We start from the raw sequence: 15,906 nt of genomic DNA on the forward strand, positions 1-15,906 counted from the left end.
GTGCTACTGTGTTTTTGCTTTAATTTTTCCATCAAGTAAGGATTATTTAGTGCGGATAAATTTTTTAACAAAAAGCTCATTTATACATCGGTTCCAATATAGCTTCTAAATAGTCTTTAATACTAAATTCACATAAATCTTGCATTTTTTCCCCTACTCCTACATATAAAATAGGAAGTTCAAGCTCTCTTGCTATGCTAAATAAAGCTCCACCTTTGGCAGTTCCATCAAGTTTTGTAATAATCACTCCATCAAGTTTTACTAAATCATTAAAAGCTTTTGCCTGCAAAATTCCTGCTACACCTTGAGTGCCATCAAGTACAAGGATTTTTCTATGAGGAGCTCCTTGCATAGCTTTATCACTTATGCGGACAATTTTTTCAAGCTCATTTGCAAGATTTTTTTGATTTTGCAAGCGTCCTGCTGTATCTAAAATAACCCTATCATAGTTTTTTGCCAAAGCTTTAGAAATAGCATCATAAGCAACTGCCGAAGGATCATGTCCTTGTGAAGTAGCTATGATATCTATATTTAATTTTTGTGCCCATAATTTTAACTGCTCTATAGCTCCTGCTCTAAAAGTATCACAAGCTCCAAGTATAACTTTTTCACCATTTTCTTTATGCAAATGTGCCATTTTAGCAATGCTTGTAGTCTTACCTACCCCATTTACACCTAAAATCAAATCCACAAAAGGCTTAGCATTAGCAAGTTCAGGCTTATCATAAATAAAATAAGTCCCCATAACACGCTCTAAATCAGCCTTTTTAACCTCATCATTTGGAGGAAGATAATAAATAATCTCTTCAACTATCTCATATGCCACATCAGCTTCTAAAAGCATTTCTTCAAGCAAATCTTTAGTAATGATTTTATTTGAAGCCTTAACTAAATGGATGCTTTCTAAAGTCTTTTTTAAACCATTCTTTAAAAATCCAAACATTACATTATCGCTTTTTGTATATCTATATCTAACATTTCTTCAGGAATTAAACCTAAATACTCTTTAATCTTTTCGCCTTTTGCATTAAACAACACCATTGTTGGAATAGAGCTGATATTTAAAACTTTAGAAAAAATAAAACTATTCTCTCCTAAAACCGAAGAAAAATTCATCTTTTCTTTTTGTATAAACTCTAATAATTCTTGTTTTTTATCTTCTTCTAAAAAAAGCGCTATGACTTCAAATCTATCTTGATATTTTTTATTTAAATTATTTAAATGTGGAATTTCAGCTTTACATGGCTCACACCAACTTGTAAAAAATACAAACAACTTAGCTTTTGCTGTATCATCAAAATTAAATTCTTGTTCATGATATTTCACATACATTTTTCTACCATCTAAAAATTTCAAAGTAAAATCAGTATTTTCACTTTGACTTAAACTTGCATTATCAGTATTTTCATTACTAGAATTTTCTTTATCACTTGAGCATGAAGTAAAAAAAATCATAGCAAAAATTGCTAAAAAAATTTTAAATTTCAAGTCATATCCTTATGATTTTTTAAGCTTAAAAGTATAACATAAAAAGTTAAAAAACCAAGGAAAGCTTTGATAAAAAATGACTTTAGAATAAAACAGAAATTTAAAATGAAATTAAAACTAAAATTTCAATACAAAAGAGATTTTTTAGTTTTTCAAGAAGTAAATAAAATTTTAAAATCTTGTAAAAATTACAAAAATATCCTTATATATATTCCTTTAAAATATGAAATTAATCTTTATAAATTCAGACATTTTTTAACAAAAAAATACCGAATTTTTGTTCCATTTATGCAAGATAAAAGTTTAAAGGTAGTAAAATTAAGGTTAACTCTTGATAAAAAGAGTTTTGGGGTATATGAACCAAAAGATTCTTTTTTGCAAACTCGTATAGATGTTGCAATCATCCCTGTTATAGGAGTAGATGCAAAATTAGGAAGAGTTGGTCATGGCCAAGGATTTTACGATAGGTTTTTTGAAAATATTTCTTATAAAAAACCTTTAGTTATTTTCACACAAATGATGGATGCAAAATCTCATCAAATTTTTAGTCAAGACCATGATATAAAAGGAAATTTTTATATAAACCCTTATAAAAAATATTTTAGGAAAGTTAAAAACAATGATAGAAATATTAGTCGCATTAATAGCCGTTTTCATAGGCGGAGGGATTGGATATATAGTCGCCAAAAAGATTAATGATGCAAATTTCAATATCTTTTTAGAGCAAGCAAAAGCAAAAGCAAAAGCCATTGAATATGAAGCTGAGCTAACACTTAAAGATGCTAAAAATTCAGTTGCTGAGGCTGAATTTGCAGCAAAGAAAAAATTTGATGAAAAAATTCAAAAACTACAAAAAGAGCATTCTATTAAGCTAGAAGAACTCAACAAAAAAGAACAAAACCTTCATTATCAAGAAAAGCTTCATGAAGAAAACAAAAACAAATTAGCAAAAGAGCAGCAAACTATAAAAGCTTTACATGAGGAGAATGAAAATTTAAAACAAAGCTACGAAACAAAGTTAAATGATGTTTTAAAAATTCTTGAACATTCAGCTGGTCTCACACAAGAAGAGGCAAAAAGTATAGTCTTACAAAAAGTAGAAGAAGCCTCAAGAGCTGAAATTGCTCATATTGTTAGAAAATACGAAGAAGAAGCTAGAAATGAAGCCAAAAGAAAGGCTAATTTTATCTTAGCACAAGCTACTTCAAGATTTGCAGGAGAATTCGCTGCTGAAAGGTTGATCAATGTAGTAAATATCAAAAATGATGAGTTAAAAGGACGCATTATAGGCAAAGAAGGAAGAAATGTTAAAACCTTAGAAATGGTTTTGGGTGTTGATATTATCATAGATGATACGCCTGGAGCAATTATAGTAAGTTGTTTTAATCTTTATAGACGCGCCATTGCTACAAAGGTGATTGAACTTTTAGTTGAAGACGGTAGAATACAACCTGCAAAAATAGAAGAAATTCATGAAAAAGTTTGCAAAGAATTTGAGGATAATATCTTAGAAGAAGGTCAAACTATAGTAATGGATTTAGGACTTAATAATATCCATCCTGAAATTGTTAAATTAATAGGAAAATTAAGATATAGAGCAAGTTATGGACAAAATGCTCTAGCACACTCTTTGGAAGTAGCGCATTTAGCTGGAATCATAGCAGCTGAGTGTGGTGGCGATGAAAAACTAGCAAGAAGAGCTGGAATTTTACACGATATAGGCAAGGCTTTAACGCATGAATTTGAAGGTTCTCATGTAGATTTAGGAGCTGAACTTTGCAAAAGATACAAAGAACATCCTATAGTGATTAATGCAATTTATGCGCACCATGGACATGAAGAGGCTACAAGTATAGAATCAGCTGCAGTTTGTACAGCAGATACACTAAGCGCTGCACGCCCTGGAGCAAGGCGTGAGGTGCTTGAGGCCTTCTTGAAACGAGTTAGCGAACTTGAAGATATAGCAAAAAGTAAAGAAGGGGTTAAAAAAGCTTATGCTATTAATGCTGGTAGAGAAATTAGAGTTATTGTTAATGCAAAATTAGTCAACGATGATGAATCTGTGCTTTTAGCTAAAGAAATAGCTGAAGAAATTCAAGAAAAAGTTCAATACCCTGGTGAAATAAAAGTTAATGTCATCAGAGAGCTTAGAGCTGTTGATTTTGCAAGATAAGGTTTTTCATGCAAGAAATGATTGATAATCTTAGCACTTATGGTTATTTGATTTTATTTTTTTATTCTTTTGGTGGAGGAATGGTGGCCATACTTGCTGCCGGGGTACTTTGTGCAAGTTCAACTAAACTTGATTTGCATTTGTGTATATTTTTAGCCTTTTTGGCTAATACCATAGGTTCAACCCTATTATTTATTCTAGGAAAATATTATAAAAAAGACATAATGCCTTATTTTAAAAATCATAGAAGAAAAATCGCGCTTGCTATGATAAAAATCAAAAAATATGGAGATTTACTTTTAGTAGTGCAAAAATTTATTTACGGGGTAAAAACTATCATTCCTATAGCAGCAGGCCTTTGCAAATTTAGCTTTGTAAGATTTTTTATCATCAATACCCTAGCTAGTTTAATTTGGGCTATAATACTTGGTTATGCTGGATTTATTTTTGGAAACACCTTAAAGGAGGCTTTTGAAATTTTTTCAAATCATCCTTATATAGCACCTGCCTTTATAATCACTTTAATTTTTATTATATGGTTATACTTATCACGCTTTTCTAAGAAAAAATGAATTTAAAATTCTCTATAAAAGATTCTTATAGAGAATTTTTAATTTTATTATTATGTTTTTTAGCAATTTTTAGCCTAAATCTCATTTATGAGTATAAAAAATACCAAAATTTTAAACTCACAAAACATTTATTGCTTAAAAATAATATCATTATATCTAGCTATCAAAAAACTAATAAAAAAGGTAAAAAATACCAAGTTTTTAAAATTAAAAATTCTGATTTTGTTTTTTACACTACTAGTTTTAAAGATCTAAATTTAAGTAAAAATGATATTATAAATCTTAGGATTATTACTAAAAATATTAACTTTAAAGATTATCTTAGTAAAAATTTTTTTGTGCCAAGTTATGATTTTCATAAAACCAATACTCAAAAAGAAAATATCTTAGTGGAGTATTTTTTAAATCAACATCAAAATGAAAAAATCAAAGAATTTTACGGGGCTTTATTTTTTGCAAAAAATGTATCAAGTGAGCTTAGAAATGATGTAAATTTTTACAATATCGCGCATTTAATTGCTATTAGTGGATATCATTTGGGCTTGTTATTTAGCTTTTGCTTTTTGATTTTTGCTCCTTTATATACCTTTTTTCACAAACGATATTTTCCTTATAGAAGTTTAAAACTTGATATTAGTATTTTTGCTTTCTTGCTTTTAATTTTGTATATATTTTTAATAGACTTTAGCCCTTCTTATATAAGAGCTTTATGTATGAGTATTTTTGCTTTTTATCTATTTAGTAAAAATATTAAAATTTTGAGTTTTAAATTTTTATTCTTAAGTGTAATTTTATGTATAAGCTTATTTCCAAATTTATTATTTAGCGTTGGCTTTTTGTTTTCAAGTTTAGGAGTATTTTATATTTATTTATATTTACATCATTTTAAAGATAATTTTTCAAAAAATTATATTCATATTATTTTTATAAATTTTTGGACTTTTTTAGCAATGATGATTCCTGTATTATATTTTTTTCCACTTATTAGTTTTCAACAATTTTTAGGTATACCTCTAAGCATATTATTTGCTTTATTTTACCCTATAAGTTTATTACTGCATTTATTATCTTATGGAGATGTATTAGATGAAATATTATTAGCATTATTTGATTTTAAATTAAATAGTATATTGTTACACATACCATTAGAAATTTATCTTATTTATATATTTTTATCCTTCATGGCTATTTTTCATCGTTATTTAGCTCTTTTTGTAATTTCTCTTGGTTTTATTCCCTTTATTTTCTTGATTTAAAATCAAATAAACTCTTAAACCCAAAAGATAAATAATCCAAGAAATATAAATCCACAAAAAGAAAAACAATATCACAGAAAAAGAACCATATACATTTAAATAAGTTTTATTATATACAGCATAATATACAAAAATCATCTTAGAAATATACCAAATCACAGAAGCACCAAAAGAACTAATAAGCAAAGTTTTTAAATCACCTTTTTTACTCACTGAACTTGAATAAGATGTAAAAAACAAAGCCCATATAATCACATAAGGTAAAATCTCAAAAAAATTCAAAGCAATATTAAAATCATCTAAGGTTTTTTGTATAAAACCTGAAATGTAAAAACTCACTCCAAGTCCAAGTGGAGTTAATGTTGCCAAAGTCCAATAAGAACTTATACTATGCCAAAGACTTTTAGAGTCTTCTTCTAAAAGCTTATTAATAACATAATCATAACCTGAAAAAAATGCTAAAGAAGTCAAAGCCATAGCTAAAAGACCAATTAAACCAAGATTGACACTATTTTTTAAAAAAGTGTTAATATATTGTGTTATTAATTCTTGTTGAGTTGGGATTAAAAAAGTAAAAATTAAATTTTTAATTCTTTCTTGATACATTTCAAAACTTGGAATTTGAGTAAAAACCCAAAAACATAAAAATAAAAGCGGTATTAAAGATAAAATAGTATAAAAACTCAAAGCTGCAGCATAATTTAAAATTTCTTTATCTCTTATGCTTAAAAGAATTTTTATGAAGTTTTTAAAATTCATCAAAGTCCCATTTTAAAAGGATTAAGTATATTATTTGGATCAAATGCTTTTTTGATATTTCTCATCAAGTCCATTTCAGCTTCGCTAAAAGCAAGCTTCATAAAAGGAGCTTTTGAGATACCTATACCATGCTCTCCACTTAAAGTCCCACCTAAAGAGACTGTAAGCTTAAACACCTCTTCCACAGCTTCATAACCTTTTTTAACCAACTCAGGATTATTTTTATCACTTACCATTACATTAGTATGCACATTACCATCGCCAGTATGACCAAAACAAGGGATTTTAAAACCATATTTTTTAGAAATTTCAGCTATGCCTTTTAAAAGATCAGGCAGTTTTGAACGCGGCACTGTAATATCTTCATTAAGCTTTAAATTTCCATACATTGCTATACTTTGAGAGCAGTTTCTTCTAGCAAACCAAATATTGGCTGCTTCTTGCTCATCTTTTGCTATTTTAAACTCTCTTACGCCAGATTCATAAAAACTCTCTTGCAAAATTTTTAAATCTGCTTCAATAGCCTCTTCTATATTGCCATCTACATCAGCGATTAAAATCGCACCCGCATCCATAGGTAAGCCTTTTTGGAATTTTTGTTCTAATGCTTGTATACTTAATTGATCTAAAAATTCCATAGATACAGGAGTCACACCTTTAGCTAAAGTTTTATAAACTGCATTCATTGCTTCATCAATGCTGTTAAAAATCCCCATAGCTGTCTTTTTAAACTTTGGCAAAGCTACTAGTTTTAAAGTAATCTCACTAAGCACAGCCAAAGATCCCTCACTTGCTATTAAAATTCCAGCTAGATTATAACCCGCTACATCTTTTATAGTTTTTTTACCTGCTCTAATGATTTCTCCATTAGGTAAAACAGCTCTTAAAGCCATTACATAATCTTTAGTTATACCATACTTAGCAGCTCTCATACCTCCTGCATTTTCGCTTACATTCCCCCCTAAAGAAGAATACTCCATACTAGCAGGATCAGGTGGATAAAATAAACCATATTCTTTTGCTTTTTCTTGTAAAGCCATATTTATCACACCAGGCTGCACTACTGCAACTAAATTTTCAAGATCAATTTCTAAAATTTTATTCATATGTTTTTCAAAGCTTAACACTACTCCACCATTAATAGCTAAGCTTCCACCGGTAAATCCACTACCTGAGCCCCTAGGAATAACGATGATTTTATTTTCATTACAATATTTTAAAATTTGACTAATATCATTTTCATCTCTTGGAAAAAGCACTCCATCAGGTAAATAATGCTTTTTAGTAGCATCATAACTATACGCTCTTTTGTGGATAGGATCAAAATGAGCATTTTCAACCTCTAAAAGATCTTGAAAAAATTTTTGATGGATTTCTTGCATTATTTTTCTCTAGTTAAGCTAATTAATTTTTCATAATATACATAATAATTTCCAATTGCTTCATCATTTAAGCTAAAAATATCGCTTTTATAACCTGTAATTCTTGAATAAAATGGAATTTGCAAACTTTGAGCTTGAGGTATGTTAAATTCTTCTATCTTGCCAAAATCTTGACAATCAACTATCTCAGCTTTATTTTCTAAAGCTACCACTAAAAGCCCAACAGCATTTTTTGAACAAAAAGATCTAAAATCTGATCTTCTTGGAGTTTGGCGGTATTCTTGTATCATATGAGCACCAAATAAATCAGGGTGTAAAAAATAAAGTCCATTTAATTTTTGAGCTATAAAATCATACACATTTTTATCAGGAGCTATAATCAAGGCTCTATCATATAAATAATTTAAAACTATTTTATCGCCTACTTGTGGCAATACATTTGGTAAAGGCATAGCATCTTGAGCTAGCATATCAAAAACTTTAAATTGTAATTTAACTAAGCCATTTTCACGCCCTATCACACTAGCTCTTGCAATAATTGATTTTTGTGTATCAATTTCATGCACAACTATACCACTTGAGTGCAATAAAATTCTAGGATCATCTTTTATATAACCATAAATATCATCTACTTTTTCAAGTTTTGTTTGTATTAAATCAAAATTTTTAGCTTGCAAAAATGCTAAAAAACAACAAAGTATTAAAATAATTCTTGACAACTGATACTCCTTAAAAAAGTGTAAAAATTAAATTATATTGTATTTTCCTTACAAAATTGTAAGAAAAATTAAGTAAAATACAAATTTATGTTTAAATTTTAGAAGGCTTTAAAATACCATGAAAAAAATTTTCATATCTTTACTTATATCGATAAAACTTTTTGCTATTTCAAGTGTTGAAGAACTTTCTTGGGAGAATGGCAAAACTTTACTTGATTTTTTACAAGATCACTCCATACCTTTAAATTTATACTATAATCTTGATGCTGAAGATAAAGAACTAAGTGCAGAAATTGCAAGTGGTATTAAATACCAAATGTTAAAAGATGATCAAGGAGAATTAGAACAGGTTTTAATCCCAATCAGTGATGATTTACAAATTCATATTTACAAAAACACTGAAAATAAATTCGTATTAAGTTTTACTCCAATTTCTTATACCAAAGAAAAAAGAACTATTCGCGTAGCTATTAACAACTCAGCTTATCAAGATGTTTATGATGAAAGTGGTAGCGTAACCTTAGCAAGAGCTATGGTAAGAGCTTTTAAAAATAGTGTTAATTTTAAAAATGTTAGAAAAGGCGATAGTGTAGTATTAATTTATGAGCAAAAAAGAAGACTAGGAAGACTTTTTGGCGATATTAATATCCAAGCAGCTTTAGCTAATATTAGAGGTAAGGAATATTCTGTATTTTTATATAAAGATTCTTATTATAATGCTCAAGGAAAAGAGCTTGAAAATTTCTTTTTAACTAAACCTGTCAAATATACAAGGATTTCAGATCGTTTTACTAGAGCAAGATACCATCCTATATTAAAACGCTATAGAGCACACCTAGGTATTGACTATGCAGCTCCAACGGGTACTCCAGTTAAAAGTGCAGGAGATGGAACGATTAGCTTTGTTGGGACAAAAGGTGGTTATGGTAAGGTTGTACAAGTAAAACACATGTCAGGCTATATGACTTTATATGCTCATCTTAGTCGCTTTGCAAAAATCAAACGCGGACAAAAAGTTAAGCAAGGACAAGTGATTGCTTATGTAGGCTCTACTGGTATGAGCACTGGACCACATTTGCATTTTGGACTTTATCTAAATAATAAAGCAATTAATCCTGAAACTATAGTTAAAATTCCAAAATCAAGCTTAAGTGGAAAAAACAAAGAAGAATTTTTAAAAATGGCAAAAGAGTATGAAAACCGCTTGCAAAGCATTGATGAAAATTATAAAAATCCACCAAAAGAACAAAATATAGAAAATTCTATGGAGCTTTGAGATGATGAATGATTTTTTAGAAGCACAAGAACTTTTAAAAAATACTTTCAAAGATCAAAGTACCTATGAAATCAATGAAGCCTTAAAAACTATCAAAAGGCATGATGAAGAGCTTTATTTAAAAACTCTTAAATCTTTTGATACTTACACACTTGCAAATGTAGCTACTATAACGCCTGAACATATCTTAGAAGATATTTTAGAAAACTTAAGCATTATAAAGATTGCAAAAGCAGTAGAAGAGCTTGAAAGTGATGATGCAACAGACTTAATTAAGCGTTTTGAAGAGCTAAATCCACAAAAAACTTTAGCTATTTTAAACCGCTTAAGTTCAGAAGACAAAGAAGAAATTTTACGCCTTAAAAATTATGATGAAAATACTGCTGGTGCTTATATGCAAACAGAAATTTTCACAGCCTCTATTAATGAAAGTATAGAAAAGGCCATTAAAAGATATAGAATTTTAAAGCATTCAGGACAAGTAGATCAAATTTTTCAAGTTTATATCATAGATAAACAAGGAAAACTTTGCAATGCTATCAACCTAAGCGATCTCTTGCTTTGGGATTTTAAACTAAGTTTTGCAGATATTATTAAAAACAACAATGAAAAATATAAATGTTATAGCATTAAAGATCATGAAGATATACAAAAGGCTATTGATATAGTAGAAGATTATGATTTAAGTGTTTTGGCTGTTATAAATGACGATGGAGTGCTTTTGGGTAGAATTACTTATGATGATATTCATGATTTAATCCAAGAAAATGCAACAGAGCAAATTTATAATTTAGCCGGAGTTGATGCAGATGTTGAAGAAGAAAGTGCTTTTAAAGCAGCTAAAGCAAGAGCTTTTTGGCTCATGATTAATCTTACAACTTCATTAATTTCAGCTAATATCATCAGTCTTTTTTCAGGTGAAATAGAACAACTTGTAGCTCTAGCAGTACTTATGCCTATTGTAGCTTCCATGGGAGGTAACACAGGCTCACAAGCCTTAGCGGTAACAGTTAGAAAACTCTCACTCAATGAAGTAGAATTCAAAGATGCTAAAAAAGTTATATTAAGAGAGAGTGGAATTTCTTTATTAAATGGGCTTATATTTGCTAGCGTTATGAGCATTATAGCTTTTATATGGTTTAAAACAGCCCTTTTAGGACTTGTTATAGCTTTGTCAATGCTAATCAATCTAGCCTTAGCCGGTTTTGTAGGCTCTTTTGTGCCATTAACTTTGAAAAAATTTAAAATTGATCCTGCGGTAGGTTCAAGTGTTGTGATTACTGCAATTACTGATGGTTTGGGTTTTTTCAGCTTTTTACTTTTAGCTAAGATGATTTTATTATAAAAAGGAAAATTGTGTCAAGCATTATATATAAAAAACAAAACATAAAACTCACAGGAAATCAACTACAAATTGGCGATAATGCTCCAAAAGTGACTTTAAAAACTAAAAATCTTGCCTCAGTAGAAATAGCACCACCTGGAAAAACTCAAATTTTACTAACTTTTCCTAGCTTAGACACTCAAGTATGTTCCAAACAAGCTAAAGAAACTAACAAAAGATTGGCATCTATAAAAAATATTGAAGTGATTGTTATTAGCATGGACTTACCTTTTGCTATGGATCGTTTTTGTGCGACTGAAGGAATTGATAATATCATAGTTGCAAGTGATTTTGCCTTTAAAGATTTTGGCACTAATTATGGAGTATTAATACATGATAGCATATTTGCAGGATTATTGGCAAGATCAGCTTTTATAGTTAAAGATGAAAAAATAATATACAAACAGCTCGTAAAAGAGCTGATGGGAAAAATTGATTTTAAAGATTTAGAGCTTTTTATACAAAACGATTATCGCTATTCTTTAAATTAACCTTCAAAATTGGTAACTATAAAATCTTCTTTTGGAGCTTCAATAAAGCACGATTTTTCTTTTAAGAAAAGCAAATCCACATGCCCTACAGGACCATTTCTATTTTTACCTATAATAAGCTCAGCTTTTTCTTGCACAGGATTTGGCATAAATTTTCTCTCATAAGTTTTGCCTTCATTTTTAGCTTTATTTTCTCTTTCTTTTTCTTCTTGCTCTCTATAAACCTCATCTCTATATACAAATAAAATCGTATCTGCATCTTGCTCTATAGCGCCACTTTCTCTTAAATCACTAAGCATAGGTCGTTTATTTGCTCTACTTTCTAATGAACGATTTAATTGCGAAAGTGCCACTACTGGCATATTTAATTCTCTTGCTAAAAGCTTTAAACCTCTTGAAATTTCACTCACCTGCAAATGCCTATCATTAAAAGCTGAGTTACTCATCATAAGACCGATGTAATCAACTACGCAAAGCTCAATACTCTCATCTTGAGCCTTGATTTTGCGTAAAATTGAACGAATGTCTGCTATGCTAGCATAACCACTATCATAAATATAAAGATTTTTTTGCGCATATTCATTACAAGCATCACCTACCCTACTCCACTCATCATCGTTTAAATCTGCGATTAGAATTTTTTGCAAAGGAATGGAAGTTTTTGCACTGATTAATCTTTGCATGATTTGCGTAGCAGGCATTTCTAGTGAAAACATTACAACACCTTTATTTTGCCTTAGTGTTTTTTCTATAAAATTTAAACAAATTGTAGTTTTTCCCATGCCAGGGCGTGCTGCGATGATTACAAGATCGCCAGGTTTAAAGCCTTTTGTCATTTTATTAAGCTCACTAAAGCCTGTATCAAGTCCTAAAATATCTTTGTTTTCAGCTTCTTTTTGCTTTTTAAACTCATCCATAAGCTCAGACATCACCATAGTCATATCCTTAATACTATTACTATTTACACGGTTTGTAAGATTAAAAATTTCTTTGCCTATTTCATCTGAGATTTGAGAAATGCTTTTATCTTCATTTACCCTTGTAGGTATAGTATAAGCAAAATTTAAAAGCTGGCGTCTAATGGATTTTTCTCTTAATTCATAAGCGTATTTACTCACATCTGCTATGGAAGTAGTAGCTAAAACTTCAGCTAAAATTTGCTCATCTACTTTTTTATGTTTTCTTATAAAACTTGCACTTATAGGCTCGCCTGCATTCACACAAGCTAAAATAGCTTTATAAATATCTTGATGAGCTTTGAGCGAAAAATCATTAATTTCAATATCCGAAGAAACACTAAAAAAAGAATCTTCACTATATATACAAGAACTTAAAATCGCCCTTTCAAGATCTAAATCAAAATGCTCATTATTTTGACTCATACACACCCCTAATTATAAATTTGCAAATAAATCAGTTGACAAATATCGCTCGGCTGTATCATTTAACATAGTCAAGACTTTTTTATCAGGGTTTTCTAAAGCAATTTTTCTAGCCATATATACATTTGCTCCGCTTGAAATTCCTGCCATTATGCCGTTTTTACCAAGCTCTAAGGCTGTATTTATAGCATCTTCATTACTTACACAAACTATCTCATCTATGATTTTTTGATTTAAAATTTTAGGGATAAAATTTGCACCTATACCTTGAATTTTATGGCTTGCAGCAGTATTTTGACTCAAAAGTGGCGAAGATGCGGGTTCTAAGGCTATGATTTTGACATTAGGATTGTGTTCTTTTAAAATTTCTCCTACCCCGCTAATAGTCCCACCTGTACCAAAACCTGCTAAAAAAATATCAAGATCAGGTAAAGCTTTTAAAATTTCTAAAGCAGTATTTTTTTTATGTGCGTTTTTGTTGTTGATATTTTCAAATTGACTTACCATAAATGAATTTGGAATTTCACTCAAAAGCTCATTAGCTCTATCAAGCGCTCCTTGCATGCCTTTACTTGCTTGAGTAAGTTCTAGCTTTGCACCAAAAAAACTCATCATTTTTCTACGCTCAATACTCATAGACTCAGGCATAGCTATGATAAGTTTAAGCTTTAAGCTTGCACAAATCATTGCTAAAGCTATGCCGGTATTTCCACTTGTAGCTTCTATAATGGTTGTTTCTTGATTGATTTTACCTTCATTTAAAGCTTGTTTTATCATCTCCACAGCCGCTCTATCTTTTATAGAATGACTTGGATTAAAATACTCGCATTTAGCATAAAGATTTGGAGCAAATTCTTTTAAAGAAATAATCGGGGTATTACCTATACAATCTAAGATATTATTATAAACTGACATTGTCTTCCTTTAATATTTTTAAAAACAATATCAAAAGAAAATTAATACTTAACTATGAAGAAAAACGCAAAAGTTTTTTAACTTTTGCGCAAAGAATTATTTTTTAGCTTTTTTAGCAGTTTTAGCAGCAGCAACTGCATCTTTAAGGTTTTTACCTACTTTAAATTTAGCAACTTTAGTAGCAGGTACTTTAATAGTAGCACCAGTGCTTGGCACTCTAGCTTCTCTAGCAGCTCTTTCAGCTACAGAAAATGTACCAAAACCGATAAAGCTAATGCTATCACCTTTAGCTAATACATCAGTAATAGTAGCGATTACTGCATCAGTAGCTGCAGTTGCATCTTTTTTAGTTAGCCCAGCAGTTTGAGCAACTTGAGAAATAAAATCTGCTTTAGTCATAAAAAGCTCCTTGATTAAAAATGATTGTTAAGTTTAACACATTTATCAAGCTTTTGCAAGAGGTTTAAACCCAAATCACAAAGAAAAATATGCTAAAAAAATGTTTTTGCTAAATTTATTACCACTTCAGGCTTTAAATCTTTCATACATTTGTGGTGTTTTAAAGGGCAGACCTTTTGCATACAAGGCATACAAGCTAAATTTAAATGTGCTATTTTAGCATTTTCTTGCCAAGGAGATGTTTGACTGAATTTGGTAGAACCAAAAATAGCCACCGTTTTCACCCCATAAACTGCACCTATATGCATAGGACCACTGTCGTTTGTGATGAGCAAATCAAGCATAGAAATATTTTTACATAAAGTATAAATACTAGTTTTACCACAAAGATTTTTTGATTTGATACCTTCTTTTAGAAAAAAATACTCAATTTCATCACAAATTTCTCTCTCACTTTCTACTCCAAAGATTAAAATTTGATGAGTTGAGCTAAATTCTTTTGCTACCCTTGCAAAATAGCTCGCTTCCCATCTTTTAGCACTTCCAAAATGCGCACCTGGATTTATACCTAAAATTTTTTGAGTTGATTTTGCTTTTATAGGGAGTTTTAAAACATTTGAAGTGGCTTTAAAATTTAAGGCTTTTTCTGTGAAATTTAAGTATTTTAAGACTTGATGTTCTTCTTTTAGAATATTTTTATCAAAATAAAATCTTTTTTTTGCTTTAATTAGATTTAAAATGATCTTACTTGAAAATGCCGAGCGAAACGAAAAAGCTAGATCAAATTTACCAAGGTTTTTTCTAGCTTGTAAAATTTGCTTATATCTTTGTTTTTTATTTTCTACTAAAATTTGAGCATTTTCAAAGCGTTTAAAAAGTTCCGTACTTACAAAAGAACCATAAAAAGTAAATTTAGCTTGGGGATATTTTTCTTTTATAGCATAAATAGCCGCACTAGCCATCACTGCATCGCCTAGCCAAGTAGGAAGGTTGATAAAAATATTCATGATTTTCCTTAAAAATAAAAGCTATAATTATAGCAAAAAATAAAGAGCTAAAATGAGTCAAATTTCCATCATATTACCAACCTATAATGTAGAAAAATATATAGCTAGAGCATTAGATAGTTGTATAAAACAAAGCTTTAAAGATATAGAAATCATTGTAGTAGATGACCTTGGAAATGATAAAAGCATAGATATAGCCAAAGAATATGCTAGTAAAGATGAAAGAATAAAAATCATACATAATGATAAAAATTTAGGCACCTTTGCAAGTAGAGATATAGGCGTGTTAAATTCAAACTCACCTTATATAATGTTTTTAGATCCTGATGATTATTTGGATTTAAAAGCTTGTGAGTTAGCTTTAAAAGATATAAAAAATGATGTTGATATGATTATTTTTGATGCTTTTGTTCATAGAGTTAAATTTAAAAAATTTTATAGATTTAAAAATGATGAATATTTTAATAAGAATGATTTTTTAAATTTTTTACTCAATCAAAAGCATTTTTGCTGGAGTGTTTGGGCTAAGCTTTATAAAAAAGAAAATTTACTTAAAAGTTTTGATTATTTTGATATATATAAAAGATTGTGTTATGGTGAAGATGTGTTTTTTAACTATATAAATTTTATGATTAGTGAGAGTTTTTTTGTATCTAAAGAATGTTTTTATCATTATGAATTTAATGAATTTGGAAGATATGAA

At 29.4% G+C, this 15,906-nt stretch carries 17 protein-coding genes; 8 read left to right on the forward strand and 9 right to left on the reverse strand.

Annotated features, from left to right (window positions below):
* Positions 1 to 76: 76 nt before the first annotated feature.
* Together ftsY and L8W64_RS04055 are read right to left on the reverse strand one after the other, a co-directional pair.
* The gene (ftsY, locus tag L8W64_RS04050; RefSeq protein WP_263672914.1) at positions 77 to 943 is read right to left on the reverse strand and encodes a signal recognition particle-docking protein FtsY; all 867 of its coding nucleotides are present in this window, start codon (positions 941 to 943) and stop codon (positions 77 to 79) included.
* On the reverse strand, positions 943 to 1,488 hold the full coding sequence (locus tag L8W64_RS04055; RefSeq protein WP_263672915.1) for a TlpA family protein disulfide reductase: 546 nt from the start codon (positions 1,486 to 1,488) through the stop codon (positions 943 to 945). Before L8W64_RS04055 ends, ftsY begins: the two co-directional genes overlap by 1 nt.
* A gap of 66 nt (positions 1,489 to 1,554) precedes the next feature.
* Between L8W64_RS04055 and L8W64_RS04060 the strand changes: the two genes are divergently transcribed.
* The 4 genes from L8W64_RS04060 to L8W64_RS04075 are packed head-to-tail and all read left to right on the forward strand — an operon-like array spanning position 1,555 to position 5,489.
* Entirely contained in the window at positions 1,555 to 2,184 is a 630-nt protein-coding gene (locus L8W64_RS04060; protein ID WP_263660212.1) for a 5-formyltetrahydrofolate cyclo-ligase, read from the forward strand.
* Entirely contained in the window at positions 2,108 to 3,661 is a 1,554-nt protein-coding gene (rny, locus tag L8W64_RS04065; RefSeq protein ID WP_133319702.1) for a ribonuclease Y, read from the forward strand. The genes L8W64_RS04060 and rny overlap by 77 nt, the downstream gene beginning before the upstream one ends.
* Before the next feature lie 8 nt (positions 3,662 to 3,669).
* Entirely contained in the window at positions 3,670 to 4,233 is a 564-nt protein-coding gene (locus tag L8W64_RS04070; RefSeq protein WP_133319703.1) for a DedA family protein, read from the forward strand.
* Positions 4,230 to 5,489: a ComEC/Rec2 family competence protein gene (locus tag L8W64_RS04075; protein WP_263672916.1), complete on the forward strand. Its 1,260-nt coding sequence runs from the start codon at positions 4,230 to 4,232 to the stop codon at positions 5,487 to 5,489. Before L8W64_RS04070 ends, L8W64_RS04075 begins: the two co-directional genes overlap by 4 nt.
* On the opposite strand, the gene L8W64_RS04080 is transcribed toward L8W64_RS04075, so the two are convergent.
* The 3 genes from L8W64_RS04080 to L8W64_RS04090 are packed head-to-tail and all read right to left on the reverse strand — an operon-like array spanning position 5,436 to position 8,340.
* Positions 5,436 to 6,248, reverse strand: coding sequence for a YihY/virulence factor BrkB family protein (locus tag L8W64_RS04080; RefSeq protein ID WP_133319705.1), 813 nt, complete (start codon positions 6,246 to 6,248; stop codon positions 5,436 to 5,438). The genes L8W64_RS04075 and L8W64_RS04080 overlap by 54 nt on opposite strands.
* Positions 6,248 to 7,630 (reverse strand): FAD-linked oxidase C-terminal domain-containing protein, encoded by a 1,383-nt coding sequence (locus L8W64_RS04085; protein ID WP_263672917.1) that lies wholly within the window; start codon positions 7,628 to 7,630, stop codon positions 6,248 to 6,250. The genes L8W64_RS04080 and L8W64_RS04085 overlap by 1 nt, the downstream gene beginning before the upstream one ends.
* The gene (locus L8W64_RS04090) at positions 7,630 to 8,340 is read right to left on the reverse strand and encodes a plasminogen-binding N-terminal domain-containing protein (RefSeq protein ID WP_375154839.1); all 711 of its coding nucleotides are present in this window, start codon (positions 8,338 to 8,340) and stop codon (positions 7,630 to 7,632) included. The genes L8W64_RS04085 and L8W64_RS04090 overlap by 1 nt, the downstream gene beginning before the upstream one ends.
* Positions 8,341 to 8,467: 127 nt before the next feature.
* On the opposite strand from L8W64_RS04090, the gene L8W64_RS04095 reads away from it, so the two are divergent.
* Genes L8W64_RS04095 through tpx form a run of 3 tightly spaced genes read left to right on the forward strand, consistent with a single transcriptional unit; the run spans position 8,468 to position 11,500 of the window.
* Complete coding sequence (locus L8W64_RS04095; RefSeq protein WP_133319708.1) at positions 8,468 to 9,625, forward strand: M23 family metallopeptidase; 1,158 nt, start codon at positions 8,468 to 8,470, stop codon at positions 9,623 to 9,625.
* A 1-nt stretch (position 9,626) separates the two neighbouring features.
* A complete protein-coding gene (gene mgtE / locus L8W64_RS04100) occupies positions 9,627 to 10,970 on the forward strand; it encodes a magnesium transporter (protein WP_133319709.1) in 1,344 nt (447 codons plus the stop codon).
* Positions 10,971 to 10,981: 11 nt separating this feature from the next.
* A complete protein-coding gene (gene tpx / locus L8W64_RS04105) occupies positions 10,982 to 11,500 on the forward strand; it encodes a thiol peroxidase (RefSeq protein ID WP_263661219.1) in 519 nt (172 codons plus the stop codon).
* Here the strand turns inward: tpx and L8W64_RS04110 are convergent.
* The 4 genes from L8W64_RS04110 to waaF form a co-directional block, all read right to left on the reverse strand.
* Positions 11,497 to 12,882, reverse strand: coding sequence for a replicative DNA helicase (locus L8W64_RS04110; protein WP_257938844.1), 1,386 nt, complete (start codon positions 12,880 to 12,882; stop codon positions 11,497 to 11,499). The genes tpx and L8W64_RS04110 overlap by 4 nt on opposite strands.
* A 12-nt stretch (positions 12,883 to 12,894) precedes the next feature.
* A complete protein-coding gene (cysK, locus tag L8W64_RS04115) occupies positions 12,895 to 13,797 on the reverse strand; it encodes a cysteine synthase A (protein ID WP_263672919.1) in 903 nt (300 codons plus the stop codon).
* Positions 13,798 to 13,893: 96 nt separating this feature from the next.
* Entirely contained in the window at positions 13,894 to 14,196 is a 303-nt protein-coding gene (locus tag L8W64_RS04120) for an HU family DNA-binding protein (protein ID WP_039619003.1), read from the reverse strand.
* A 92-nt stretch (positions 14,197 to 14,288) separates the two neighbouring features.
* Positions 14,289 to 15,203, reverse strand: a complete 915-nt coding sequence (waaF, locus tag L8W64_RS04125) for a lipopolysaccharide heptosyltransferase II (protein ID WP_263672920.1) — start codon at positions 15,201 to 15,203, stop codon at positions 14,289 to 14,291.
* 52 nt (positions 15,204 to 15,255) lie between these two features.
* Between waaF and L8W64_RS04130 the strand changes: the two genes are divergently transcribed.
* A partial coding sequence (locus tag L8W64_RS04130; RefSeq protein ID WP_263672921.1) for a glycosyltransferase family 2 protein occupies positions 15,256 to 15,906 on the forward strand: 651 nt, incomplete at its 3' end.

It is taken from the genome of Campylobacter sp. IFREMER_LSEM_CL1097 (genome assembly GCF_025772225.1).
Classification (GTDB): Bacteria; Campylobacterota; Campylobacteria; order Campylobacterales; family Campylobacteraceae; genus Campylobacter_D; species Campylobacter_D lari_D.

Excerpts from the sequence above, each read along its gene's own strand:
- ftsY (WP_263672914.1), bottom strand. The coding sequence starts at position 943 with ATGTTTGGATTTTTAAAGAATGGTTTAAAAAAGACTTTAGAAAGCATC.
- rny (WP_133319702.1), top strand. The coding sequence starts at position 2,108 with ATGATAGAAATATTAGTCGCATTAATAGCCGTTTTCATAGGCGGAGGG.
- L8W64_RS04070 (WP_133319703.1), top strand. The coding sequence starts at position 3,670 with ATGCAAGAAATGATTGATAATCTTAGCACTTATGGTTATTTGATTTTA.
- L8W64_RS04075 (WP_263672916.1), top strand. The coding sequence starts at position 4,230 with ATGAATTTAAAATTCTCTATAAAAGATTCTTATAGAGAATTTTTAATT.
- L8W64_RS04080 (WP_133319705.1), bottom strand. The coding sequence starts at position 6,248 with ATGAATTTTAAAAACTTCATAAAAATTCTTTTAAGCATAAGAGATAAA.
- L8W64_RS04085 (WP_263672917.1), bottom strand. The coding sequence starts at position 7,630 with ATGCAAGAAATCCATCAAAAATTTTTTCAAGATCTTTTAGAGGTTGAA.
- L8W64_RS04095 (WP_133319708.1), top strand. The coding sequence starts at position 8,468 with ATGAAAAAAATTTTCATATCTTTACTTATATCGATAAAACTTTTTGCT.
- mgtE (WP_133319709.1), top strand. The coding sequence starts at position 9,627 with ATGATGAATGATTTTTTAGAAGCACAAGAACTTTTAAAAAATACTTTC.
- L8W64_RS04110 (WP_257938844.1), bottom strand. The coding sequence starts at position 12,882 with ATGAGTCAAAATAATGAGCATTTTGATTTAGATCTTGAAAGGGCGATT.
- cysK (WP_263672919.1), bottom strand. The coding sequence starts at position 13,797 with ATGTCAGTTTATAATAATATCTTAGATTGTATAGGTAATACCCCGATT.
- L8W64_RS04120 (WP_039619003.1), bottom strand. The coding sequence starts at position 14,196 with ATGACTAAAGCAGATTTTATTTCTCAAGTTGCTCAAACTGCTGGGCTA.
- waaF (WP_263672920.1), bottom strand. The coding sequence starts at position 15,203 with ATGAATATTTTTATCAACCTTCCTACTTGGCTAGGCGATGCAGTGATG.